This is a genomic window from Mesorhizobium sp. M0830, assembly GCF_040319965.1.
GTDB lineage: Bacteria > Pseudomonadota > Alphaproteobacteria > Rhizobiales > Rhizobiaceae > Mesorhizobium.
Genome location: NZ_JAMYOR010000014.1, coordinates 1 through 23,558 on the forward strand (window position 1 = coordinate 1; position 23,558 = coordinate 23,558).

Genomic DNA, 23,558 nt, shown 5'->3' on the forward strand with positions numbered 1-23,558 from the left:
GCGCATCCTGACCCCGTTTAAAAGGTCAAGACTTACCGGACAGATCGTGTGCTACCTAAACCGGACATATCGTGTGCTACCGACACGCCGTCCGCGTTCACTTGATGTTTACCCTCACCTCCTCATATACAGGATGGTTAACGGGCTTGCCCAACGGCAATCTCGGGCGGGTGATTCGGACGGGACATCATGGCACGCATTCTTCTGGCGGAAGACGACGACGATATGCGTCGGTTCCTCGTCAAGGCGCTGGAGCGCGCCGGTTACCAGGTCAGCGATTTCGACAATGGCGCCAGCGCCTATGAGCGGCTGCGCGAGGAGCCGTTCTCGCTGCTGTTGACTGACATCGTCATGCCGGAGATGGACGGCATCGAGCTGGCGCGTCGCGCTACCGAGATCGATCCTGATTTGAAGGTCATGTTCATCACCGGTTTCGCCGCCGTTGCGCTGAACCCGGATTCCAAGGCACCGAAAGACGCCAAGGTGTTGTCGAAGCCATTCCATCTGCGCGATCTCGTCAACGAGGTCGAGAAGATGCTTCAGGCGGCCTGAGCCGCTTTCCAAGCGAGGCGCCGCACCTCTTCGCCACTGCGGCGAGACGACGCCTTCTTTCCTTTTTCCTGCTATTGACGCGCTGGATCAAAAATGGTGTATGCGCGGCTTCGGATGGGCGTGTAGCTCAGCGGGAGAGCACTGCATTGACATTGCAGGGGTCACAGGTTCAATCCCTGTCACGCCCACCATCCAATCCAGACATTGGCGAGCTTGAGCGCAATGCGCCCGTCCCGGCACTGACCAGAGCGGGCATGCGTGAGATGATATCCGGGTTAGAAGCCAGGACATTGGTTCCGCGAGGGGACAGTCCCAGCTCAGACGCCCGCAACGGCGCAGAGGCTCCTCATCCTGGCAACCGCCAGGTCCGGATCGGCCAGCAACCCAGCCTGGTCGGCAAGGCGGAAAATATCGGCATAGTGACGGATGCTGCGCGCCGATTGCATGCCGCCGACCATCGCAAAATGGTCCTGATGGCCGTTCAGCCAGGCCATGAAGACGATGCCGGCCTTGTAATATTCGGTCGGCGCCTCGAAGATTTTTCGCGATAGCGGCACGGTCGGCGCCATCAATGCGTCATAGCCGGCGCGATTCCTCTCCGCCAGTTTCGCCAAGGCGGCATTGGCGACCGGCGCGATGGCGTCGAAAATGCCGAGCAGCGCATGCGAATGTCTTTTCTCGTCACCGGCGATCAGTTCGGGGTAGTTGAAGTCGTCACCGGTGAACATCACGACGCCGTCAGGCAGGCGGGTCCTGAGCGCGATCTCCTTGCCGGCATCGAGCAGCGAGATTTTTATCCCTGCCACCTTGTCGGCGTGGCGTTCGATGATGGCGATGACGGTATCGAGCGCGGCCTCGAAATCGCTGCTGCCCCAGTAGCCCTTGAGCGCCGGATCGAACATGTCGCCCAGCCAGTGCAGGATGACCTTGCCGGAGGCCTGGCCGAGAATGCGGTCGTAAACATGCACATAGTCATCCGGGCCCTTGGCTGTCGCCGCGAGCGCCCGGCTGGCCATCATGATCACCTTGCCGCCCAGCCCTTCGATAAAACCGAACTGCTCCTCATAAGCGGTGATGACATCGTCGAGCGTCTTGGCAGCGGCCGGCGCCAGATGGTCGGTGCCAGCGCCCGAGGCCAGGTCGGCGCCATCGACGGTACGCGCCTCGGCGATCGAGCGGCGGATCAATTCCTGCGCGTTTGTCCAGTCGAAACCCATGCCACGCTGCGACGTGTCCATCGCCTCGGCGATGCGAAAGCCTAGCCGCCACAGATGGTGCCGGAATGCCATCGTCCTGTCCCAGTCGACCATCGGCCTGGACCACGGATCGGTCATCGCAAGCGGATCGGCAACGACGTGTGCGGCGGCATAGGCGATGCGCGTAAACCGCGCGCCGATCACCGGCTGCACCGGCTGGCCGGCAAGCGCGTAGCGGGCACTGCGGCCATCCTCGCCAGGCAAGGAAATGTCCATCGATCTCTCCCTTTTCCGCGCCTATAAATGGAACGTTCCAATAAATCAAGAACCTTTAGGATTCAGAGTTCATTCAGGCAAATGCTGCATTGCAACAGACAAAGCCTTATACAATATGGCGTTGGAGCACCTGCAATCGTTCATTCAGGGTCGGGAAAAGATCTGGGGTTGACTCAAGATCCAACCGATGATTAGAACGTTCCAATAAAACGTGATCATAAAGTTGGGAGGATGCATCTGGATGGCCAGCCGGGCCAAGGCGACGATATTCGACATCGCCCGTGAAGCAGGCGTGTCCAAATCGACGGTATCGCTCGTGCTCCAGGGAAGCGGGCTGATCCGGCCTGAGACAGCAAGCAAGGTTCGCAAGGCGATCGACGATGTCGGTTACGTTTACAACCGCGGCGCCGCCAACCTGCGCAAGGCTCACTCCAACGTCATAGGCATGGTCATCAACGATCTCACCAATCCTTTCTTCGCAGAACTGGCGGTCGGCATGGAACGCGTCTTCCAGTCGGCCGGGATCGTGCCATTCATCGCCAACACGGCTGAAAATCCGGTGCGCCAGGAGGAAGTGCTGAAATCGCTGATGGAGCAAGGTGTCGCCGGTCTCATCGTGTCGCCGGCCCGCGGCACGACGCCGGGCGCCTTTCGGCGGATCGAAACGGCGGGCCTGCCTGTGGTCTTCGCCATGCGCCGGCTGCCGGAAAGCCGCATCCCCGTGATCGCGCCGGACAATCATCGCGGCGCCTATCTCGCCACCGCTCATCTGATCGGCAAGGGACATCGCCGGCTGGTCTTCTTCGGCGGCTCGTCCGATCTGGTGGTCTATCATGAGCGGCTTGGCGGATTTCGCGAAGCCTGTGAGACGCAGGGGATCGCCGCCCGGGACGCACTTGTCGTCGAAGGCGAGACCAGCCGCAGAGGTGGTATCGCGTGCCTGGAGACCGCTCTCGCGATGGCTGAACCGCCGACCGCGGCACTCTGCTTTAATGACGCCGTCGCCTTTGGCGCGATGCTGGCGCTGCGCAAGCGTGGGCTTGAGCCGGGCGCTGATTTCGCCATCGTCGGCTTCGACGACGTGGCCGAGGCCGAGCATCATATGCCGGCTCTGACCAGCGTCGCGGTGGACTCGGCGGGCCTGGGCGAACGTGCCGCGCATGTCATGCTGAAAATGATCCAGTCGCGCACCACGCGGGCCGAGGACCATATCGGCGCGGTCAATCTCGTGGTCAGGGAAAGCTGCGGCCCGGATCGCCGCACCCGAAACAGCCTCGCAGGTTCGAGGAGCGCGACATGAGCGTCAAATGGGGCTTGATCGGCGCCAGCACGATCGCCAGACAGTTCATGATCAACGCCATCCGCGCGCAAAGCGACGGCGAGGTCGCGGCAGTAATGAGTTCCAGCCCCGAGCGCGCCACCGCCTATGCCGGGGAAAACAACATTCTGCTTGCCGTTTCGACGCTCGATGGCCTCCTCGGCGCCGATATCGACGCCGTCTACATCTCGACCACCAATGAATTGCACCTCGAGCAGGCGCTCGCCGCCGTCAGGGCGGGAAAGCACGTGCTGTGCGAAAAGCCGCTGGCGCTAAGCAGCAGCGACGCCCGCAAGATGGTTGCCGCCGCCAAGGCCGCCGGCGTCGTGCTCGGCACCAACCATCATCTACGCAACGCCGGCGCGCACCGCACCATGCGCGAGGCGATCGCCGCCGGCCGCATCGGCAAGCCGATTGCCGCGCGCGTCTTCCATTCCGTCTATCTGCCTGAGAATCTGCAGGGCTGGCGCATCACCAAACCCGAAGCGGGCGGCGGCGTGGTGCTCGACATCACCGTGCATGATGCCGACACGCTGCGCTTCGTGCTCGGCGACGATCCGGTCGAGGTTTCCTGCTTCACGCAGTCGGCCGGCATGGCCGGCAGCGGGCTGGAGGATGGCGCCATGTGCATCTGGCGCTTCAAATCGGGCGTCATTGCGCAGTCGCATGAGGGCTTCACCACCAAATTCGCCGGCACCGGCTTCGAGGTGCACGGTTCGGAAGGGTCGCTGATCGCCAGCAACGTGATGACTCAGAAGCCGATCGGCTCGGTGCTGCTGCGCACGGCAGCAGGCGAAGAGGAATTGAGCTTCGACCGCGAGGATCTTTATGCGCGCTCCGTGCGCCAGTTCCACACCGCGATCCGTGGCGAGGGCCGGCCTGCCGCAACCGGCGAGGACGGCATCTGGTCGCTGACCGCTGCCGAAGCAGCGCTGCAATCGGCAAGTTCCGGCAAGGCCGTCAGGATCGACCCGAAACTCGGGAGCATGAATTGAGCAAGGTCGTTTCCGCAACTGAAGCCGCCGGCCTTATCAAGGACGGCATGGTCGTGTCGGTGTCCTCGTCGAGCGGCCTCGGCTGCCCTGACGCCGTGCTGGCCGCGATCGGCGAGCGCTTCGATGGGGAAGGCCATCCGAAGAACATCACCACGCTGCATCCGATCGCCGCGGGCGACATGTATGGCGTCAGGGGTATCGACCATCTGGCCAAGCCCGGCCTGCTGAAGCGGACTTTGTGCGGTTCCTATCCGTCCGGCCCCTCCTCTTCCGAACCGCCGCAGATCTGGAAGATGATCGGCGACAATTCGGTCGCCGCCTACAACGTGCCGTCCGGCATCCTGTTCGATATGCACCGCGAGGCTGCCGCCAAGCGGCCGGGCGTGCTGACCAAGGTCGGTCTCGACACCTTCGCCGATCCCCGCCACCAGGGCTGCGCCATGAACGCCGCCGCCAGCGAGCCGATCGTTTCCGTGCAGCAGTTCGACGGCGAGGAATGGCTCTATTTCCGCTCCATCGTGCCGGATGTCTCGATCATCCGCGCCACCACGGCGGACGAGCGCGGCAACCTCACCTACGAGCATGAGGGCGCCTATCTCGGCGGGCTGGAGCAGGCGCTTGCTGCCCGCAACAATGGCGGCATCGTCATCGCGCAGGTCAAGCGCGTCGTCGAGAACGGCACGCTGAAGCCGCATGACGTACGCGTGCCCGGCGTGCTGGTCGACCATATCGTCGTCGCGCCCGACCAGTTGCAGACGACGCTGACGCCTTACGATCCGGCAATCTCGGGCGAGATCTTCCGGCCGCTGTCGAGTTTCCGCAACGCGGAGATGAATATCCAGAAGGTGATCGCGCGCCGCGTCGCCATGGAATTGCGCGACGGCATGGCCGTCAACATCGGCTTCGGCATTTCCGCCAATGTGCCGCGTATCCTGCTCGAGGAAGGCCAGCATGGCAAGGTCACCTGGGTCATCGAACAGGGCGCGGTCGGCGGCGTACCGCTGCTCGATTTCAAGTTCGGCTGCTCGTCGAATGCCGACGCCTTCATGCCCTCGCCGCACCAGTTCATCTATTTCCAGGCCGGCGGCTTCGATGCGTCGCTGCTGTCCTTCCTGCAGATCGACCGCCATGGCTCAGTCAATGTCTCGAAGCTTTCGGCGCGGCCGCATGTCACCGCCGGTGCCGGCGGCTTTGTCGACATCACCGCGCGGGCGAAGAAGATCGTCTTCTCCGGGTTTTTCAACGCTGGTGCCAAGCTCTCGCTGGCCGATGGCGGCATCCGCATCGACCAGGAGGGCAAGGTCAAGAAGGTGGTCGCGGAGGTCGAGCATATCTCGTTCTCGGGCAAGCGCGCGGTCGCGCAAGGGCAGGACATCACCTACGTCACCGAGCGCTGCGTGATGAAGCTGACGCCAGAAGGCTTGGTCGTCACTGAACTGGCGCCTGGCATCGACCTGCAACGCGATGTGCTGGCGCAGTCGGAAATTCCGTTGGGCGTTGCCAAGGACCTCAAGACGACACCAGAGGCGCTCTACCTGGACCAGCCAATAGGCCTGTCGCTGAATGACGGCGCCTCGCTCGGAGGCGTGGATGGCTGAACGTCTCGTCACCTTCGAGCAGGATGGCGCCATCGGCACCATCACGCTGCGCCGGCCGGAGAAATTCAACGCGCTCGACATCCCGATGCTGCGGGCGCTAGCGACGGCGCTCGACGCGGCTGAGATGGCGGAAGGCGTGCGTGTCGTGCTGCTGCGCGGCGAGGGCAAGGGTTTTTGCGCCGGCGGTGATGTCGAGGCCTGGGCGCAGATGAGCGCGGCCGATTTCCAGGTGCAATGGGTGCGCTACGGCCACCGTGTGTTCGACCGGCTGGCGCGGCTGCGGCAGCCGACCATCGCGGTCCTGTCCGGCCATGCGCTGGGCGGCGGCCTGGAACTGGCTGTGGCCTGTGATTTCCGCGTCGCGGAAACACAGGTGAAATTGGGCTTCCCGGAAACCTCGATTGGAGTGGTGCCCGGCTGGTCCGGCACGCAGCGCGCGGTGCGTCGTTTCGGTGCACAGACGGTGCGTCGCATGGCGCTGGGCGGCGAGATCTTGCTCGCGCCCGAAGCGAGGGCCCTGGGTGTGGTCGACCGGGTGGTCGAGACCGGCAAGGCCCACGACGAAGCCAGGACTTGGGCCGAAAAGATCGCCGAGCGCGGGCCGCTGGCGACGGAGGCCGCCAAGCTGATGATCGCTGTCGCCGAAGGCGAGGAAAGTGCGGCCGCCACCGAAGCGCTGGCCAGCGGCTTCATCGCGATGTCCGGCGATCTCAAGGCCGGTGTCGGCGCTTTCAAGGCCAAGCACAAACCGGCCTTTTCGAGATCCTAGAGGAAACACATGAACGCACCTCTCAAGATTTCCATGCCGGCCGAGGCGTCCGCGGCGCCGAAGGCGTACAAGCTGCTGATCGACGGCAAGCATGTCGATGCCCGCGACGGCCGCACGATTGCGCGCCAGAGCCCCGGCCACGGCTTCACCGTCTCGCACTATGCGCAGGCCGGCGAGGCCGAAGTGGAAGCCGCTGTGCAGGCTGCGCACAAAGCTTTCGAAACGGGCCCATGGCCGCGCATGAAAGCTGCTGAACGTGCCGCGATTCTGCTCAAGGCGGCCGACTTGATCGAGGCGCGGCTCGAAGACATCGCCCGGCTCGACGCGCTGGAATCCGGCAAGCCGATTGCTCAGGCGCGCGGCGAGATCGGTGGCGCCGTCGACATCTGGCGCTACGCCGCCTCGCTCGCCCGCACACTGCATGGCGAATCCTACGCCAATCTCGGCGATGCCATGCTGGGTGTCGTGTTGCGCGAGCCGATCGGTGTCGTCTCGATCATCACGCCCTGGAATTTCCCCTTCCTGATCGTCAGCCAGAAACTACCCTTCGCGCTCGCCGCCGGCTGTACGGCGGTGGTCAAGCCGAGCGAAATGACCTCGGCTTCCACCTTCGTGCTCGGCGACATCCTGATGCAGGCCGGCCTTCCTGCCGGCGTTGTCAACATCCTCGCAGGGCTCGGCGCCGATGTCGGCGCCCCGATGGTCAGCCATCCGCTTGTCGAGATGGTGTCGTTCACCGGCTCGACCCGCGTCGGCAGAATGACGATGGCCTCGGCCGCGCAGTCGCTGAAGAAAGTCTCGATGGAACTCGGTGGCAAGAACGGCCAGATCGTTTTCCCCGACGCCGACCTCAAGGCGGCCGCCGACGCGGCGGTGTTCGGCGGCTTCTTCAATGCCGGCGAATGCTGCAATGCCGGCAGCCGGCTGATCGTGCACGAGGCGATCGCCGACGATTTTCTCGGAGCCGTCAAGGCGCTCACCGCCAGGCTGAGGGTCGGCGATCCGCTCGATGACCGAACCAAGGTCGGCGCGATGATCTCATCCGATCATCTGGCAAAGGTGACAGGTTACGTGGCAGCAGCCGCGACCGAAGGCAGCAGTGTTTACAGGGGCGGCCAGCAGCTGGCCTCCAATGCCGGTCAATACCTCGATCCCACCATCATCCGCGGCGTCACCGAGGATATGGCCATTGCGCGCGAGGAAGTGTTCGGCCCGGTGCTCTCGGTGCTGACTTTTGGATCGATTGAAAAGGCGTTGCACATCGCCAACGACACGCCCTATGGTTTGTCGGCGGGCGTGTGGAGCGCCAGCATCGACACTTGCATGTCGATAGCGCGTGGGGTGCGTTCGGGGACCGTCTGGGTGAACACATTCATGGAAGGTTATCCCGAGCTGCCTTTCGGAGGCTACAAGCAGTCCGGTCTCGGACGCGAACTCGGCAAACGCGCCGTCGAGGACTATACCGAGGAAAAGACAATCCAGTTTCATCGCGGCCAACGCACCGGATGGTGGGTCGGCTGAGTTGAGAAGAACCCGGTGGGCCTCCACCGGTCGTGTAATGAAACAAGGGAGGAAGTACATGTTGCGCAAACTGCTTATCGGAACGGCTCTCGCATCGGGTCTGGCTTTCGCGGCCCATGCCGCGGACGTCAAGGAAGTCCAGATGCTGCATTGGTGGACGTCGGGCGGCGAAGCGGCTGCTCTCAACGTCCTCAAGGGCGACCTGGCCAAGGAAGGCTATGCCTGGAAAGACGTGCCGGTGGCCGGTGGTGGCGGCGACGCTGCCATGACCGCGCTGAAGGCGATGGTCGCGGCCGGCAATTACCCGACTGCCTCGCAGATGCTCGGCTACACCGTGCTCGATTATGCGGCGGCCGGCGTCATGGGCGATCTGACCGAGACGGCGAAGAAGGAAGGCTGGGACAAGTCCGTTCCGGCAGCCCTGCAGAAGTTCTCGGTCTACGAAGGCAAATGGGTCGCGGCTCCGGTCAATGTCCACTCGGTCAACTGGCTGTGGATCAACAAGGCCGTCATGGACAAGATCGGCGGCACCGAGCCGAAGACCTTCGACGACTTCGTTGCCCTGCTTGACAAGGCCAAGGCAGCAGGCGTGATCCCGCTCGCTCTCGGCGGCCAGAACTGGCAGGAAGCCACCATGTTCGACTCTGTCGTGCTGTCGACCGGCGGACCTGAGTTCTACAAAAAGGCCTTCAACGACCTCGATGACGCTTCGCTCAAGTCCGACACGATGAAGAAATCGTTCGACAATCTCGCCAAGCTGGTCACCTATGTCGATCCGAACTTCTCGGGCCGCGACTGGAACCTTGCCACCGCCATGGTCATCAAGGGCGATGCCCTCGTGCAGGTCATGGGCGACTGGGCCAAGGGTGAGTTCCACGCCGCCAACAAGACCCCGGGCACGGACTTCCTTTGCTACCGCTTTCCGGGCACCGACGGCTCGGTGATCTACAACTCGGACATGTTCGGCATGTTCAACGTTCCGGACGACCGCAAGGCCGCCCAGATCGCACTGGCCACCGCTACCCTGTCGAAGAGCTTCCAGTCGGCCTTCAACGTCGTCAAGGGTTCGGTTCCGGCTCGTACCGACGTTCCGGATACCGACTTCGACGCTTGCGGCAAGAAGGGCATCGCCGACCTGAAGGCAGCCAACGAAGGCGGCACGCTGTTCGGTTCGCTGGCCCAGGGCTATGGCGCGCCTCCGGCGGTCGCCAATGCCTATAAGGATGTCGTCTCCAAGTTCGTCCATGGCCAGATCAAGACCTCGGACGAAGCCGTGACCGAACTGGTCAAGGCCATCGACGACGCCAAGTAAGCGCAACACAAGAAAACGCCTTCCCTGCTCCGGTGGGGAAGGCTCCGATCCGCGAAACCGTTGGTCGCGCGTCGACGGGAGGAGCTTCATGAGCACGGTAGCGACAAGCCAGATCAAGCTGACGCCGGAGCACGCACGCCCGCGCGCCTCGGTGCGCTCGCGCCTGCAGGACGCGCTGCCGAAGATCGTGCTGGCGCCGAGCTTCGCCATCACCATCGTCTTCGTCTACGGCTTCATCCTGTGGACGATCTACCTGTCCTTCACCAATTCCAAGACCTTCCCGTCCTATGCCATCACCGGCTCGCGTGCTTATCAGCGGCTGTGGGGCTGGACCTTCGACACCGACCCGCCATCGAGCTGGTACACGTCGATCACCAACATGGGCATTTTCGGTTTTCTCTACATCTTCATCTGCCTGGCGCTCGGCCTGTTCCTGGCCATCCTGCTCGACCAGAAGATCCGCGGCGAAGGCGTGCTGCGGCCGATTTATCTCTACCCGATGGCGCTGTCCTTCATCGTCACCGGGGTTGCCTGGAAATGGTTCCTCGATCCCGGCCTCGGCCTCGAGCAGACCTTGCATCAATGGGGTTGGACGAGCTTCCATTTCGACTGGATCAAGAACAAGGATTTCGTCATCTACACGGTGGTCATCGCCGGTGTCTGGCAGGCCTCGGGCTTCATCATGGCGATGTTCCTGGCCGGTCTGCGCGGCATCGACGGCGAGATCATGAAGGCGGCGCAGATCGATGGCGCCACCACCTTCCAGCTTTACCGCCGCATCGTCATCCCGCTGCTGCGGCCGATCTTCCTGTCGGCCTTCATCGTGCTCGCGCACCTCGCCATCAAGTCGTATGACCTTGTCGTGGCGCTGACCAGCGGCGGCCCCGGCGGCTCGGCCTGGCTGCCCTCTAATTTCATGTACGAGTACACCTTCAAGCGCAACGAGATGGCCGTCGGCTCGGCCAGCGCCGTGATCATGCTGATGACCATCATCGCCATCATCGTGCCCTATCTCTATTCGGAACTCAGGGAGAAGCCGCGATGAGCGCCGTCACCACTCCCGCCCGTCAGGCCTCAGGCGGCGTCAACGTCAAGCTCATCAACCGCGTCGTCATCTACGGGCTCTTGGCGCTGTTTGCGCTGTTCTACCTGATGCCGCTGTTCGTCATGCTGGTGACCTCGTTCAAGACCATGGAAGAGATCCAGAACGGCAACATGCTGGCGCTGCCGCAAGCGCCGACCTTCGACCCATGGATAAAGGCGTGGAGCGAAGTTTGCTCGGGCCTGACCTGCGTCGGCATGAAGGGCTATTTCTGGAACTCGATCAAGATGGTGGTTCCGGCAGTCATCATCTCGACCCTGCTCGGCGCGCTCAACGGCTATGTGCTGACAAAATGGCGCTTTCGCGGGGCGACGCTGGTGTTCGGGCTGATGCTGTTTGCCTGCTTCATCCCGTTCCAGTCGGTGCTGTTGCCGATGGCGACCATTCTTGGCAGCATCGGCCGTTTCGGCGTGACTTTGCAGAATGCGACCGGAACGAGCTTCGGCCTCGGTAATTCGACAGTCAACCTGGTCTTCGTCCACGTCGTCTACGGCATCGGCTTCACCACGCTGTTCTTCCGCAACTACTACGAGACGTTCCCAACCGAACTGGTCAAGGCGGCGCAGGTCGACGGGGCAAGCTTCTTCCAGATCTTCCGGCGCATCATGCTGCCCAACTCACTGCCTATCATCGTTGTGACGGTGATCTACCAGTTCACCAACATCTGGAACGACTTCCTGTTCGCCTCCGCCTATGCCGGCTCCGGCGACGTAATGCCGATGACGGTGGCGCTCAACAACGTCGTCAACACCTCGACAGGCGTCGTCGAATACAACGTCAACATGGCCGCCGCGATGATCGCGGCACTGCCCACCCTTCTCGTCTATGTGCTCGCCGGCCGCTACTTCGTGCGCGGTCTCATGGCTGGCGCCGTCAAAGGATAATCTGATGGCTTTTCTGGAAATTGATGGTCTGAGAAAGCGCTTCGGCCAGGTCGAGATCCTGAAAGGGATCGATGTCGAGCTTGAGAAAGGCGGCTTCCTGGTGCTGGTCGGCCCGTCCGGCTGCGGCAAGTCCACGCTGCTCAACACCATCGCCGGGCTGGAGACAATCACCTCGGGCGAAATCCGCGTCGACGGCCGCCAAATCAACGATCTGCATCCCTCCAAACGCGACATCGCCATGGTGTTCCAGAGCTACGCTCTCTACCCGAACATGACTGTGGCCGGAAACATCTCGTTTGGCATGGAGATGCGCGGCGTGCCGGCGGCGGAGCGCCAGAAGGCGATCGACAAGGTAGCCAAGGTGCTGCAGATCGGTCACCTGCTGCAGCGCAAGCCGAGCCAGCTTTCCGGCGGCCAGCGCCAGCGCGTCGCCATGGGCCGGGCCCTGGTGCGCGACCCCAAACTGTTCCTGTTCGATGAACCTTTGTCCAACCTCGACGCCAAGCTTCGCGTCGACATGCGCATCGAGATCAAGCGCCTGCACGCCACCACCGGCACCACCATCGTCTACGTCACCCATGACCAGATCGAGGCGATGACGCTGGCGACCAAAATCGCTGTCATGCGCGACGGCGAGGTACAGCAGTTCGGCACCCCGGCCGAAATCTACAACAACCCGACCAATCTCTTCGTCGCCGACTTCATGGGGTCGCCGGCAATGAACCTGATCCCGGCGACGATCGGCACCAACGGCAACGCGCTGTCCGTCGTGCTCCAGCGTGAGGCGCGCGCGCCGATCAACCTGCCGATGGCCAATGCACCGGCCGGCCTGTCGGCATTTCAGGGCAAGCCGATCATCTTCGGCGTCCGCCCTGAAGCGCTGACCGATCCGGAAGGCGCCGAACGCAACGCCTCGAACATCGCCACGGCCGACTGCCATATCGAGGTCGTCGAACCGGCGGGCTCCGACACCTTCGCCGTCACCAATCTCGGAGGCAAGGGCGTGGTGGCGCGGCTGCGTGCCGACGCCAACATCCAGCCGGGCACCAACACGCCGCTCGCCTTCAACCTGACAAAGGCAGTGTTCTTCGATCCGGCGACCGAGAACCGCATTCGCTGACGCTATGAGCAACCCGGACATCGTCATCATCGGCTCCGGCATTGGCGGCGCTACGATCGCCTGCGGCCTTGCCGGCAGCGGCGCCTCGATCCTGATGCTGGAGCGTGGCGAGCCGTTGCCGGCGACGCCGCACGCGCGTGACACGCGTTCGATCTTCGTCAACGGCCACTACCGGCCGAAGGAGATGTGGCGCGAAGCCGGAGGTGCTGCCTTCAATCCCGGCAACTACTACTATGTCGGCGGCAATTCGAAATTCTATGGCGCTGTGCTGATCCGCTACCGCAAGGAAGACTTTGCCCCCATGGAGCACTTCGGCGGCGTCTCACCGGCCTGGCCGTTTTCCTATGAGGAGTTCGAGCCCTGGTATTCGAAAGCCGAACAGCTGTTTCGCGTCCGCGGCGCACTGGGCGAAGACCCGACAGAGCCGTTCCACTCGATCCCGTATGCCTACAAGCCAGTGCCCGACGAAGCCCCCATCGCCCGCGCCCGCGCCGAACTCAAGAGCCTCGGCCTACATCCGGCCTCGCTGCCGCTCGGCGTCGACATCGACACCTGGCTGAAGGATGGCAGGACCGGCTGGGACGCGTTTCCCAATACCGGTCAGGGCAAGGTCGACGCGCAGACCGGACCGCTGACTGCGGCACTTGCAGACACCAATATCCAGCTTGAGACCGGCGCCTACGTCGAATATCTCGAAGCATCGACAGATGGCACAACCATCGCTGCAATTCACTATCGGCAGAATGGCGAGGCGAAGAAGGTCACGCCGAAGCTGGTCATCCTCTCCGCGGGTGCGGTCAATTCCGCCGTCATCCTGCTGCGCTCGCCCTCGCCAGACGGCAAAGGCCTCGCCAACCGCTCCGACCAGGTCGGCCGCAATTTCATGAACCACAATTCGAGCGCCATGCTGGCGATCGACCCGCGCCGCAGGAACGATGCCGTCTACCAGAAAACGCTGATGCTGAACGACTATTATCTGTCCGACGGCAAGGGCGGCAAGCCGCTCGGCAATGTCCAGCTTCTCGGCAAGATCGACGGCAACATGCTGAGGGCCAATGTAAAGTTCGCGCCGAAATTCGCGCTCGATTTCATGGCTCGTCATGCGGTCGACTGGTACCTGATGTGCGAGGATCTGCCCGATCCCGAAAGCCGCATCATGGTCGACGGCAAGGACATCGTCATGCAGTGGCGGCGTTCCAACATGCAGTCACTTGACGGGTTGACCAAGGTGATGCGCGAAAACTTCCGCGCCTGCGGTTATCCCCTGGTGCTGTCGCGGCCTTTCGACAAGCGCACCCCTTCGCACCAGTGCGGCACGGTCAAGATGGGCGACGATCCGGCGACCGCGCCGCTCGACCCCTTCTGCCGATCCTTCGATCACCGGAACCTGTTCGTCGTCGACGGCAGCTTCCTGCCGAACTCGGCCGCCGTGAACCCGGCCCTGTCGATTGCGGCACAAGCACTGCGCGTCGCCGACCATATCCGCAAGACGGAGCTCCAATGACCCGGCCATCTGCCATCATCACCGGCGGCACACGCGGCATCGGGCTTGCATGTGCTCAAGCACTGGCGGACAGCGGCTTCGACATTCTGATCGCCGATCTTGCCGACCAAGCTTCAGACGAACTTGCCGCCGACATCATCTCGCGCGGCTCAAAGTTCGCCTATGTGCGTTGTGACATCGCCGACCTCGATGACCACCCAGCCCTCATCGCCGCCGCCACGGGGGCCTTCGGCCGCATCGACTGCCTGGTCAACAATGCCGGCGTCGGCGCTGCCATGCGCGGTGACCTGCTGGACCTCAAACCGGAAAATTTCGACCGCACGCTGGACATCAATCTGCGCGGCACCGTCTTCCTCAGCCAGGCTGTCGCCAAGGCAATGCTGGCTACACCGGGCGACCACACGAAATCGATCATCACCATCACGTCGGTCAGCGCCGAAATGGCATCGTCCGAGCGGCCCGACTACTGCATCTCCAAGGCCGGGCTTTCGATGTGGGTGAAGAACCTGGCGCTGCGGCTGGCGCCCGAAGACATCGGCGTGTTCGAGGTGCGGCCCGGCATCATCCGCACCGACATGACATCAGGCGTGGCCGCCAAATACGACGCCCTGATCGACGGCGGGCTGGTGCCGGCCAAACGCTGGGGCGAAGCGGCCGACATCGGTGCGGTGGTGGCGACGCTCGCCGGCGGCAAGCTCGGTTTTTCGACCGGCTCGATCATCAATGTCGACGGCGCGCTCTCCGTGCCGCGACTGTAAGTGGACAGTGTCATGACCGACTACATCATCGTGGGCGCCGGTCCGGCCGGCTGCGTTCTGGCCAACCGATTGAGCGAGGATCCGGGCAATTCGGTCCTGCTTCTGGAGGCCGGCGGCAAGGACTGGCATCCCTATATCCATATGCCGGCCGGCTTTGCCAAGATGACCAAGGGCATTGCCTCCTGGGGCTGGTCGACCGTACCGCAGAAACACATGAAGGACCGCGTCTTCTGGTACACGCAGGCCAAGGTCGTCGGCGGCGGCTCGTCCATCAACGCCCAGATCTACACGCGCGGCAATGCCCGCGACTATGATGCCTGGGAGAAGGAAGAGGGTCTCGCCGGCTGGGGCTATCGCGATGTGCTGCCTTACTTCAAACGCGCCGAGAACAACCAGCGATACGCCAACGACTTTCACGGCGACCAGGGTCCGCTCGGCGTGTCGAACCCGATTTCGCCGCTGCCGATCTGCGAGGCCTATTTTCGAGCCGGCCAGGAAATGGGCATCCCCTTCAACCCGGACTTCAATGGCGCCAGCCAGGAGGGCGTCGGCTACTACCAACTGACCCAGAAGGACGCCCGGCGCTCCTCCGCGTCGGTCGCCTATCTCAGACCGATCCGCTCCCGCAAGAACCTCACCGTCAGGACCGATGTGCTGGTGACGCGCATCGTCGTCGAGAAGGGCCGCGCCATCGGCGTCGAAATTGTCGACAGGCCAGGCGGCGAGAAGAAAATCCTGCGCGCCGAGCGCGAGGTGATCGTCTCGTCCGGCGCCATCGGCTCGCCGAAACTGTTGATGCAGTCGGGCATCGGTCCGGCCGATCATCTCAAATCGGTCGGCGTCACAGCGGTTCATGACCTGCCCGGCGTCGGCTCCAACATGCAGGATCATCTCGATCTGTTCGTCATCGCCGAATGCACCGGCGACCACACCTATGACAACTACGCGAAGCTGCACCGCACGGCCTGGGCCGGCCTGCAATACCTGCTGCTGAAGAAGGGGCCGGTGGCCTCCAGCCTGTTCGAGACCGGTGGCTTCTGGTACGCCGACCCGACTGCCGCTTCGCCCGATATTCAGTTCCATCTCGGTTTGGGCTCCGGCATCGAGGCCGGCGTCGAGAAGCTGAAAAATCCGGGCGTCACTTTGAACTCGGCCTTCCTGCGCCCGCGCTCGCGCGGCACGGTGCGGCTGAAGAGTGCAGATCCCGCCGATCACCCGCTGATCGATCCGAACTACTGGTCCGATCCCTATGACCGCGCCATGTCGATCAGGGGGCTGAGACTGGCGCGTGAGATCATGCGGCAGAAGGCGCTCGCCCCCTATGTGCTGCGCGAGGTGCTGCCCGGTCCATCGCTCGCCAGCGACGACGAACTGTTCGACTACGCCTGCCGCAGTGCCAAGACCGACCACCATCCGGTCGGCACCTGCCGCATGGGTCATGACGACATGGCTGTCGTAACACCGGATCTGCGGCTGCGCGGCGTCGAGGGGCTGCGCGTCTGCGACGCCTCGGTGATGCCGCGCGTCCCCTCCTCCAACACCAATGCGCCGACCATCATGGTCGGCGAAAAGGGCGCCGACCTGATCCTCGGCCGCGAGCCGCTGCCGCCGGCTGTGTTTTCCGGAAACCGAGCCGCTTAGCCACTAAGGAGCAAGAAATGATCAGGCACTGTGTTTTCGCCAGATTCCGCAACGATGTTCCCGCCGCTGAACGCAAGGCGATCCATGCCGACCTCGAGGCGCTGCGACAGGTTATCGACGGCATGGACGCGGTAAATTTCAGCGCCAATGTCAGCCCGGAGCCGTTCGCGCGCGGCTTCACCCACGGCTTCACCATCGACTTTCGCGATGCCGCCGCGCGCGACGCCTATTTGGTGCATGAGGCGCATCAGCGCGCCGGCGCAAGACTGGTCGCGGCGCTCGAAGGCGGCACGGACGGACTGATGGTCTTCGACCTGAGGATTGCTCCTTAAGATAAAACGCCCACGTCCAATCGAAAAATTGGGGCACATTTATAAATCTGTGCTTAGTTTCGTCGCCCCATTGGTGAAATGGGTGATCGCGAGACGACACCTGGACTAACCGAGCCTGAGCGCAACGACACCGGCGACGATGCTGACCGCGGCGGCACCGCGCCAGCCCGTCATCTTCTCGCCGAGCGCGAAGACCGAGATCATCATGGCAAACAGGATCGAGGTCTCGCGCAGCGACGCCACCGAGGCGATCGGCGCCTTGGTCATCGCCCACATCACGATCCAGTAGGCCGCGCCGCTGAGCACGCCGGTGAACAGTCCTGCCTTCCAGTCGCGCGCCAGCACCGGCAGCGCCTTCGGCCCACGGAAGATAAGGCACAGCACCAAGGCGCCAAAAGCATCGCAGATGAACAGCCAAGCGGCATAGCTCTGCGCCGTGGCGGCCAGCCGTGCGCCGCTGCCGTCCGACAGTGTGTAGCTGGCGATGAAAATCGAGGTGGCCAGCGCAAAGCCGACCGCGCGCAAGTTGAGCCTCTCCAGATGCGCACCGCCGCGAAACGACATCACCAGCGTGCCGGCAGACAACAGAAAGATACCCAGAATGGCAAGCGGGGCCGGAACCTCGGCGACGACGAACATGCCGCCAAGCGCCGCCAGCAGCGGTGCGGTGCCGCGCGCCAGCGGATAGGTCTGGGCGAAGTCGCCGGCCCTGTAGGCGCCGATCAGGAAAGTCCGGTAGCCCATGTGGAAAAACACGGAGGCGATGATGTAGGGCCACACTTGCGCTTTTGGCATTTCGACGAAGGGCTGCACCAGGAGGGCCGCGGCACCCATGCCTAGCGTCATCAGCGTGATCGACAGGAAGCGGTCGAGATGGACCTTGACCAGCGCGTTCCAGGTCGCATGCATGGCGGCGGCCGCAAGCACTGCGAAGAAGACGAAAAGTGTCATGGGGCGATGCCGGGTGTTTCCAGGTCGATGTCGACCCGAAGCGGGAAATGATCCGACGCAACCTCGCCGATGTCGGCACTGATCGAACGCACGCGCCCGGCGAACATGCCGCCGACGAAGCAATGGTCGAGCCGCCGCTTTCCTACCTTACCGTCGATGGTCTTCACATGGGTGTGGAAATCCGCGGCCGGCTCGCTGGCAATGGCGGCGGCATCGACGAAGCCGTCGAGATAAGCAGCACCGCGATGGTAGGGCGTGCTGCCGACGATGCGGCGATACTCGGCACTGCCCGGCTCCGTGTTGAAATCGCCCATCCAGATCGCCGCCAGTGGATTTTCCGGCTCAGCTTCGCCGCTGGTCCAATTGCGTACGGGCTCGTCGTCGACACCACTCCACGGCCCGCCATCCGACGGTGCCCGCCGGTGCTCGGCCATGAGATAGTCGATCTGCTCCAAGCGCTCCTCGACCGCGATATGGGCGAGATGCAGCGACAACACCCGCACCGGGCCCGCTGGCGTGCGGATCATGCATTCGAGTGCCGCATTGCGCGTGTTGAGCGGCCGCAGCGTACGGCGCATCGGCAGCGCATGCAGTCGCGACCAGACGATCGGCAGCTTCGACAGCACCATGGTGCCGAACTGCCGACGCCGGTTGACAAGACGACCGTCGCGCCGCTCGCTGGCATCCATGTCGAAGGCCGGGCCGTAGACCCAGTGATAGTCCGGCAGCAGGCGGGAAAGCAGTTCCGGCTGGTCGTCATAATTGCTGCGCTGCCAGTGCCGCTCGACCTCCTGCAAGGCGATGATGTCGGCACCGGCAACGATGCCTGCGGCGCGCGCCAGATCATAGCGGCCGTCGCCGCCGAACCCGTACTGGATGTTGTAGCTGACCAGCTTCATTGCTTATCCGGCTCAATTTTGAATGGCAGTAGCGGTTCGGCAGATTGGTTGCAATGTGCCGGGCGGGCGACGGGGCTGGGCCAGCCGCTGGAAAAGTGGAACCCGGTTTTTGGAATAGATCATTACTCAAACGGGAATAAGAGCCTGCTTCATCTTGATTCCATCGGGATGGAGCAGGCTCTATGTCGTCAGCGGTTGGAACCGGCCGGGTGGCGACGCCGCCAGCTCGGTCCAATCGATCTCTTCCTCGAGGCGGTGATAGGCTTCGTCACCGATCGTGCCGTTGCGGCGCAGTTCCTCCAGCACGTCGCGCTGGCTCTTGATGGCATAGAGGCGCAAGCGGTCATATTCGGTGGCCGCCTGGGCATCGTCAGGATTTTTGGCGATCTTGCGTTGAGCGGCATATTGCTCGCGCACCGCAGCCGCCGCGTCCGATGTCTTGCGGCTCAATATGTCGAGGGCGGCCTGCATGACCAGAACGCGTGCCTGCGCAACCTCTCGGTCGACCGTTTCATCCGGGTCGAGATTGAGCAGGCGCAGCAGCGGTTTCAAGCTCATGCCCTGGAGCACCAGCGTGCCTAGCACGACCGTGAAGGCACCGAGCACGATCGGGTCGCGGGCGGGGAATTCAGCCGGCAAGGCAAATGCCGCCGCAAGCGTCACAAGACCGCGCATCCCGCACCAGCCGATAAGCATGCCGCCGCGCAACGATGGCGCATCTCGCTGACGATCCGCGTTGCCGAAACGGGCCAACCACCTGATGGCCGCGCCGCAGCCCAGCACCCAGGCCAGACGGGAAACGATGACGATGGCAAGTACGGTCCCGGCCAGCAAGAAGGCATCGGTCTGCTCCTCTCCGGCAAGCCTGCCGACAATCGAACGCGCCTGCAGGCCCATCAGCACGAAAGCCAGCACGTTGAGCACGAACACCGCCGTTTCCCAAACCGAATAGGAACTGATGCGGTTTCTGGCCGGCATGCGGCGCGGCGCGGTGCGAGCGATTGTCATGGCATAGACCACGATGGTGATGATGGCGGAAAGGCCCAGCCTGTCGGCCAGGATCCAGACCCCGAATGTGCCGGCAAATTGCACCACAGTGCCGCTCGCGGGGTCTTCGATACGGTCCAGCGTCATCAGGGACAGCCGGCCAAGCAGATAGCCGGCGGCAAGGCTGCCCAGGGTGGACAGCAGGATCATCGGAACGGCGCTGCTCAGCAGGATGGAGCCTGCTGCCGCCGAAACCGCCATCCGGTAAATCAGCAGCGCGGTGGCGTCGTTGAGCAGGCTCTCGCCTTGCAGGATGGCTGTGATTCGATGCGGCACCTTGAACTGGCCAAGCACGGCCGACGCCGCCACCGCATCGGGCGGCGCCACAATGGCGCCGAGGGCTATGGCCGCGGCGATCGGCAGGCCTGCCATCGTCCACCCGACCAGAGCAACGATCGCCGTCGTGAAAAGGACAGCACCAAGTGCCAGCAGCACAAGCGGCACCCTGTAGCGATTGAGGTCACGCAAAGACGTATCATAGGCGGCATCGAGCAGCACCGGCGCGATAAACAGGGCAAGCGCCAGTTCCGGGTCGATCTCGATCGTCGGCACGCCAGGCACGAAGGCGATGCCCACCCCTGCCAGCGCCAGCAAGGAGGGATAGGGGACCTGCACGCGCCGCGACAGCGCCGTCAGCGCAACGGCGATCAACAGCAGAATGAGTGTCAGTTCGAACAGGGCCATGGCTTGTTATAGCCGGGAAGCGGGATTGTCGGCAGTGGCAAAGCAGCTGGAAAACGCTTGGCCGGCAAGCTCAGGCTGGCAGGCAATGTACCCCTACCCGGCTTTTCTTCCACCTCTACTGATTTCGGCGAGCGCATCGATCAGATGTCGAAATCACCGCGCCGTTATTGGAAGCCTATGCCACGCGAATGGAAGCACTGCCGGTTTTTCAGGCGGTGTTGCATCCATTCATGGTGCCAGCCTGAGGGAGAGCTGTCACGCCTAGTGCAGCACCAGCATATCGCTCGACGAGAACGATATCTCGGCCTTTTCACCCACCGCGGGAGGCGGCGTTGCCGGGCTGTTGAACGTATCGAGCGAGACCGTGCTGCCGCCAATGCCGACGCGAACCCGGATCACCGATCCGAGGAAATGCACTTCTGAAATTTCTCCCGAAAGGCTGGAGTCACGGCCGGGCTGGCGGCCCAGCGAGATCGCCTCGGGCCGCAACGCCAGCGACAGCGTGTCGCCCGACTTGGAACCGTTGAGCTTGCCCTGCAGCGATATCTGTTCGGAATTGACCCGCACCGTGCCCGCAGCGGGATCGGTGACGGTTCCCTCGAGCACGTTCAGCGTGCCGACGAAATTGGCGACGAACTTGGTTGCCGGGCGGTTGTAGATCTCGAACGGCGTGCCGACCTGCTCGGCCTTGCCGCCATACATGACGGCGATGCGGTCGGAGATCGACAGCGCCTCTTCCTGGTCATGCGTGACGAAGATGGTGGTGATGCCGAGCTTCTTCTGGATCGAGCGGATTTCCTCGCGCAGCGACACGCGCACCTTGGCGTCAAGCGCCGACAGCGGCTCGTCAAGCAGCAGCAGCTTCGGCTTCGGCGCGATGGCGCGGGCCAGCGCGATGCGCTGCTGCTGACCGCCCGAGAGTTGATAGGGATAGCGATCCGCCATCTGCGGCAGCTTGATGATGCCGAGCATCTCGGCGACACGGGCATCGATGTCCGCCCTCGGCATGCCCGCGACCTTGAGGCCGAAGCCGATATTCTGCGCCACGGTCAGGTTCGGAAACAGCGCATAGGCCTGGAACACCATGCCGACATTGCGCTGGTTGGGCTTCAGCCTTGTGATGTCCTTGCCACTGACGACGATCTTGCCGGCGCTCGGCTCCTCGAAGCCGGCGACCATCCGCAGCACGGTGGTCTTGCCGCAGCCGGACGGGCCAAGAAAGGAGACGAATTCGCCGCTCTCGACGTCGAGATTGAAATCCTCCACCACCGTGGTGGCGCCGAAGGATTTTCGAACGTGCTGGATGGACAGAAACGGATCGGCCATGGCTTTGACTTTCAGTTCGGACGGTTCGCCGATCTCGGCGCGAAGCGGGACAGGATCTGGATCAGCGACATGCAGCCCCAGGTAATGGCGAAGGCGATAATGGCGAGCGCTGCCGGCTCATAGGCGCGGTTGGCGCCGATATTCTGCAGATAGGGGCCGAAAGCCGGCCGATTGAGCAGGCTCGCCATGGTGAACTCGCCAATGACGATGGCGAAGGTCAGGAAGGCGCCCGACAGCACCGCGATCAGCACATTGGGCAGGATGACACGGGTGATGATCGTCCCCCAACCAGCACCAAGGATCTGTGCCGCTTCCGTTAGGGTACGCACGTCGATGGTGCGAAGCCCAGTGTCGACGGCGCGATACATATAAGGCAGCGCCAGTGTCGCATAGCCGATGACCAGCAAGGCATTGGTGCCTGTATCGGTCGCCAGGAACGGCAGCGGCGAATTCGACCCGTACATTCTGATGTAGCCGAAGACGATGACGATGGCCGGGATGACCAGCGGCAGCAGCGTGATGAACTCGACGATCGGCCGCAACTGCGGCAGGCGAAGCCGGATCCAGTAGGCAGCAGGCACCACGATGAGCACACCCAGAATGATGGTGAAGACGGCGGCAAGCACCGAATAGCCGAAGGTCGCCTGGAAGCGGGCATCGCCGAGCACGACCTTGTAGGCGTCGAAGGAGTACTCGCCACGCCGCATGCGCATGGAGAACTCCACGGTCGCGATCAGCGGAATGAAGAAATAGGCCGCGCCCAGGGCGAAAACGAGCCAGGCCCAGAACTTTCCCGACTTCATTTCAGCCACCTCTCGGAACGGGTCCGGAACCAGATGTAGAAGACATTGGCTAGGCCGGTAATGAAGATCATGCCGAAGGCTATGGCATAGCCAAGATGGGCATTGTGCAGCACGTCACCGCGGATCTGCGCATAGAGCAGGATCGGCACGATGTTGAGCGACGAGCCAGTCAACGCATAGGCGGTGGCTATCGCGCCGAATGCGTTGGCGAACAAAAGGATGACGGTGCCGAGAAAGCTCGGCCAGATCACCGGGATGACAACCATGCGCCAGTATTGCGCCATGGTCGCCCCAAGCGTTGCGGCGGCCTCGCCCCATTCCTTCTTCAGCCCATCGATTGCCGGTACGATGATCACCACCATCAGCGGAATCTGGAAGTAGACATAAGTCAGCGTCAGTCCCCAGAATGACAGGATGTTGAAGCCATGCGCATAGATGTTGAGACCGAACAGGGTGTTCAGGATCACCGTCGCAAGGCCGAGCCGGCCGAGCGTGGCGAGGAAGGCGAAGGCCAGCGGCACGCCGGCAAAATTGGAAGCGACCCCGGAAAAGGTCAGCGTCGCCGAGCGTATCCACTCCGGCAGGCCGCCGCGCACAATGGCGATGGCGATGGCGAGACCTGCGAAGGCGCCGATCAGCGATGAGGCGAGGCTGACCTTGATCGAAATCCAGTAGGCGGCAATGATCGAAGGCTGCGCCAGTGCGGCAATATTTTCGAAGGTGAATTCACCCGCCTCATTCTGGAACGCGCCCAGCATCAGGTAGAGCGTGGGCAGGATCAGGAACATGATGGCGAAGATGAAGAACGGCGCGACACCCAGCCATTGCGTGGGCAGCCGCATGCTGCGTGCTTCGGCGGGAGGCGCTGTCTTGCCGGTAACAGCGTGGTCGGACATTGAGATATCGGTCATGCGCCGGCTACCGTCTTCGAGAGAAGGACCGGGCGACCCAGAGGCCGCCCGGCATGGTG

21 protein-coding genes and 1 tRNA gene are annotated in these 23,558 nt (G+C 63.0%); 15 read left to right on the forward strand and 7 right to left on the reverse strand.

The features are described from left to right. Positions 1-189: 189 nt before the first annotated feature. Together cpdR and NKI20_RS10970 are read left to right on the forward strand one after the other, a co-directional pair. A complete protein-coding gene (gene cpdR / locus NKI20_RS10965) occupies positions 190-552 on the forward strand; it encodes a cell cycle two-component system response regulator CpdR (protein ID WP_006199474.1) in 363 nt (120 codons plus the stop codon). A gap of 116 nt (positions 553-668) precedes the next feature. After that, positions 669-743: transfer RNA gene (locus tag NKI20_RS10970), tRNA-Val, on the forward strand. A 126-nt stretch (positions 744-869) separates the two neighbouring features. Here the strand turns inward: NKI20_RS10970 and NKI20_RS10975 are convergent. Beyond that, on the reverse strand, positions 870-2,024 hold the full coding sequence (locus NKI20_RS10975; protein ID WP_352830494.1) for a dihydrodipicolinate synthase family protein: 1,155 nt from the start codon (positions 2,022-2,024) through the stop codon (positions 870-872). 241 nt (positions 2,025-2,265) lie between these two features. Between NKI20_RS10975 and NKI20_RS10980 the strand changes: the two genes are divergently transcribed. The 13 genes from NKI20_RS10980 (at position 2,266) to NKI20_RS11040 (ending at position 16,878) form a co-directional block, all read left to right on the forward strand. After that, a complete protein-coding gene (locus NKI20_RS10980; protein WP_352830497.1) occupies positions 2,266-3,324 on the forward strand; it encodes a LacI family DNA-binding transcriptional regulator in 1,059 nt (352 codons plus the stop codon). Continuing rightward, positions 3,321-4,337 (forward strand): Gfo/Idh/MocA family protein, encoded by a 1,017-nt coding sequence (locus NKI20_RS10985; protein WP_352830500.1) that lies wholly within the window; start codon positions 3,321-3,323, stop codon positions 4,335-4,337. The genes NKI20_RS10980 and NKI20_RS10985 overlap by 4 nt, the downstream gene beginning before the upstream one ends. Next, on the forward strand, positions 4,334-5,935 hold the full coding sequence (locus tag NKI20_RS10990; RefSeq protein WP_352830502.1) for an acyl CoA:acetate/3-ketoacid CoA transferase: 1,602 nt from the start codon (positions 4,334-4,336) through the stop codon (positions 5,933-5,935). The genes NKI20_RS10985 and NKI20_RS10990 overlap by 4 nt, the downstream gene beginning before the upstream one ends. Then, entirely contained in the window at positions 5,928-6,704 is a 777-nt protein-coding gene (locus NKI20_RS10995; protein WP_352830505.1) for an enoyl-CoA hydratase/isomerase family protein, read from the forward strand. Before NKI20_RS10990 ends, NKI20_RS10995 begins: the two co-directional genes overlap by 8 nt. 9 nt (positions 6,705-6,713) lie before the next feature. After that, on the forward strand, positions 6,714-8,225 hold the full coding sequence (locus tag NKI20_RS11000; RefSeq protein WP_352830507.1) for an aldehyde dehydrogenase family protein: 1,512 nt from the start codon (positions 6,714-6,716) through the stop codon (positions 8,223-8,225). A 58-nt stretch (positions 8,226-8,283) separates the two neighbouring features. Beyond that, positions 8,284-9,537 carry an ABC transporter substrate-binding protein gene (locus NKI20_RS11005; protein WP_031260305.1) on the forward strand — a complete coding sequence of 418 codons (1,254 nt, stop codon included), beginning with the start codon at positions 8,284-8,286 and terminating at the stop codon, positions 9,535-9,537. A gap of 88 nt (positions 9,538-9,625) precedes the next feature. Beyond that, a complete protein-coding gene (locus NKI20_RS11010; protein WP_023759717.1) occupies positions 9,626-10,582 on the forward strand; it encodes a carbohydrate ABC transporter permease in 957 nt (318 codons plus the stop codon). Then, positions 10,579-11,523: a carbohydrate ABC transporter permease gene (locus NKI20_RS11015; protein ID WP_023759716.1), complete on the forward strand. Its 945-nt coding sequence runs from the start codon at positions 10,579-10,581 to the stop codon at positions 11,521-11,523. The genes NKI20_RS11010 and NKI20_RS11015 overlap by 4 nt, the downstream gene beginning before the upstream one ends. Positions 11,524-11,527: 4 nt before the next feature. Beyond that, positions 11,528-12,643, forward strand: a complete 1,116-nt coding sequence (locus NKI20_RS11020; protein ID WP_352830511.1) for an ABC transporter ATP-binding protein — start codon at positions 11,528-11,530, stop codon at positions 12,641-12,643. Positions 12,644-12,647: 4 nt separating this feature from the next. Further along, positions 12,648-14,147 (forward strand): GMC oxidoreductase, encoded by a 1,500-nt coding sequence (locus NKI20_RS11025; protein WP_352830513.1) that lies wholly within the window; start codon positions 12,648-12,650, stop codon positions 14,145-14,147. Further along, a complete protein-coding gene (locus NKI20_RS11030; protein WP_352830516.1) occupies positions 14,144-14,905 on the forward strand; it encodes a 3-ketoacyl-ACP reductase in 762 nt (253 codons plus the stop codon). The genes NKI20_RS11025 and NKI20_RS11030 overlap by 4 nt, the downstream gene beginning before the upstream one ends. A 12-nt stretch (positions 14,906-14,917) precedes the next feature. Further along, on the forward strand, positions 14,918-16,546 hold the full coding sequence (locus NKI20_RS11035; protein ID WP_352830518.1) for a GMC family oxidoreductase: 1,629 nt from the start codon (positions 14,918-14,920) through the stop codon (positions 16,544-16,546). Positions 16,547-16,563: 17 nt separating this feature from the next. Beyond that, the gene (locus tag NKI20_RS11040) at positions 16,564-16,878 is read left to right on the forward strand and encodes a Dabb family protein (protein WP_352830520.1); all 315 of its coding nucleotides are present in this window, start codon (positions 16,564-16,566) and stop codon (positions 16,876-16,878) included. A gap of 105 nt (positions 16,879-16,983) precedes the next feature. On the opposite strand, the gene NKI20_RS11045 is transcribed toward NKI20_RS11040, so the two are convergent. From NKI20_RS11045 to NKI20_RS11070, 6 genes are all read right to left on the reverse strand, one after another. Continuing rightward, positions 16,984-17,829, reverse strand: coding sequence for an EamA family transporter (locus tag NKI20_RS11045; RefSeq protein WP_352830523.1), 846 nt, complete (start codon positions 17,827-17,829; stop codon positions 16,984-16,986). Then, entirely contained in the window at positions 17,826-18,728 is a 903-nt protein-coding gene (locus NKI20_RS11050) for an endonuclease/exonuclease/phosphatase family protein (protein ID WP_352830526.1), read from the reverse strand. Before NKI20_RS11050 ends, NKI20_RS11045 begins: the two co-directional genes overlap by 4 nt. A gap of 180 nt (positions 18,729-18,908) precedes the next feature. Next, a complete protein-coding gene (locus NKI20_RS11055; RefSeq protein ID WP_352830528.1) occupies positions 18,909-20,459 on the reverse strand; it encodes a cation:proton antiporter in 1,551 nt (516 codons plus the stop codon). 261 nt (positions 20,460-20,720) lie between these two features. After that, complete coding sequence (locus tag NKI20_RS11060; RefSeq protein ID WP_352725244.1) at positions 20,721-21,785, reverse strand: ABC transporter ATP-binding protein; 1,065 nt, start codon at positions 21,783-21,785, stop codon at positions 20,721-20,723. Between the two features lie 11 nt (positions 21,786-21,796). Beyond that, positions 21,797-22,588, reverse strand: coding sequence for an ABC transporter permease (locus NKI20_RS11065; RefSeq protein ID WP_023759707.1), 792 nt, complete (start codon positions 22,586-22,588; stop codon positions 21,797-21,799). After that, a complete protein-coding gene (locus NKI20_RS11070) occupies positions 22,585-23,499 on the reverse strand; it encodes an ABC transporter permease (protein WP_023759706.1) in 915 nt (304 codons plus the stop codon). The genes NKI20_RS11065 and NKI20_RS11070 overlap by 4 nt, the downstream gene beginning before the upstream one ends. Positions 23,500-23,558 lie beyond the last annotated feature (59 nt).

Bases quoted from the DNA above. Each gene is read 5' to 3' on its own strand.
- NKI20_RS11060 (WP_352725244.1), bottom strand. From the start codon at position 21,785: ATGGCCGATCCGTTTCTGTCCATCCAGCACGTTCGAAAATCCTTCGGC.
- NKI20_RS10980 (WP_352830497.1), top strand. From the start codon at position 2,266: ATGGCCAGCCGGGCCAAGGCGACGATATTCGACATCGCCCGTGAAGCA.
- NKI20_RS11055 (WP_352830528.1), bottom strand. From the start codon at position 20,459: ATGGCCCTGTTCGAACTGACACTCATTCTGCTGTTGATCGCCGTTGCG.
- NKI20_RS10975 (WP_352830494.1), bottom strand. From the start codon at position 2,024: ATGGACATTTCCTTGCCTGGCGAGGATGGCCGCAGTGCCCGCTACGCG.
- NKI20_RS11045 (WP_352830523.1), bottom strand. From the start codon at position 17,829: ATGACACTTTTCGTCTTCTTCGCAGTGCTTGCGGCCGCCGCCATGCAT.
- NKI20_RS11020 (WP_352830511.1), top strand. From the start codon at position 11,528: ATGGCTTTTCTGGAAATTGATGGTCTGAGAAAGCGCTTCGGCCAGGTC.
- NKI20_RS11040 (WP_352830520.1), top strand. From the start codon at position 16,564: ATGATCAGGCACTGTGTTTTCGCCAGATTCCGCAACGATGTTCCCGCC.
- NKI20_RS11050 (WP_352830526.1), bottom strand. From the start codon at position 18,728: ATGAAGCTGGTCAGCTACAACATCCAGTACGGGTTCGGCGGCGACGGC.
- NKI20_RS11000 (WP_352830507.1), top strand. From the start codon at position 6,714: ATGAACGCACCTCTCAAGATTTCCATGCCGGCCGAGGCGTCCGCGGCG.
- NKI20_RS10995 (WP_352830505.1), top strand. From the start codon at position 5,928: ATGGCTGAACGTCTCGTCACCTTCGAGCAGGATGGCGCCATCGGCACC.
- NKI20_RS11065 (WP_023759707.1), bottom strand. From the start codon at position 22,588: ATGAAGTCGGGAAAGTTCTGGGCCTGGCTCGTTTTCGCCCTGGGCGCG.
- NKI20_RS11025 (WP_352830513.1), top strand. From the start codon at position 12,648: ATGAGCAACCCGGACATCGTCATCATCGGCTCCGGCATTGGCGGCGCT.
- cpdR (WP_006199474.1), top strand. From the start codon at position 190: ATGGCACGCATTCTTCTGGCGGAAGACGACGACGATATGCGTCGGTTC.
- NKI20_RS11030 (WP_352830516.1), top strand. From the start codon at position 14,144: ATGACCCGGCCATCTGCCATCATCACCGGCGGCACACGCGGCATCGGG.
- NKI20_RS11015 (WP_023759716.1), top strand. From the start codon at position 10,579: ATGAGCGCCGTCACCACTCCCGCCCGTCAGGCCTCAGGCGGCGTCAAC.
- NKI20_RS11010 (WP_023759717.1), top strand. From the start codon at position 9,626: ATGAGCACGGTAGCGACAAGCCAGATCAAGCTGACGCCGGAGCACGCA.
- NKI20_RS10985 (WP_352830500.1), top strand. From the start codon at position 3,321: ATGAGCGTCAAATGGGGCTTGATCGGCGCCAGCACGATCGCCAGACAG.
- NKI20_RS11005 (WP_031260305.1), top strand. From the start codon at position 8,284: ATGTTGCGCAAACTGCTTATCGGAACGGCTCTCGCATCGGGTCTGGCT.
- NKI20_RS11070 (WP_023759706.1), bottom strand. From the start codon at position 23,499: ATGACCGATATCTCAATGTCCGACCACGCTGTTACCGGCAAGACAGCG.
- NKI20_RS11035 (WP_352830518.1), top strand. From the start codon at position 14,918: ATGACCGACTACATCATCGTGGGCGCCGGTCCGGCCGGCTGCGTTCTG.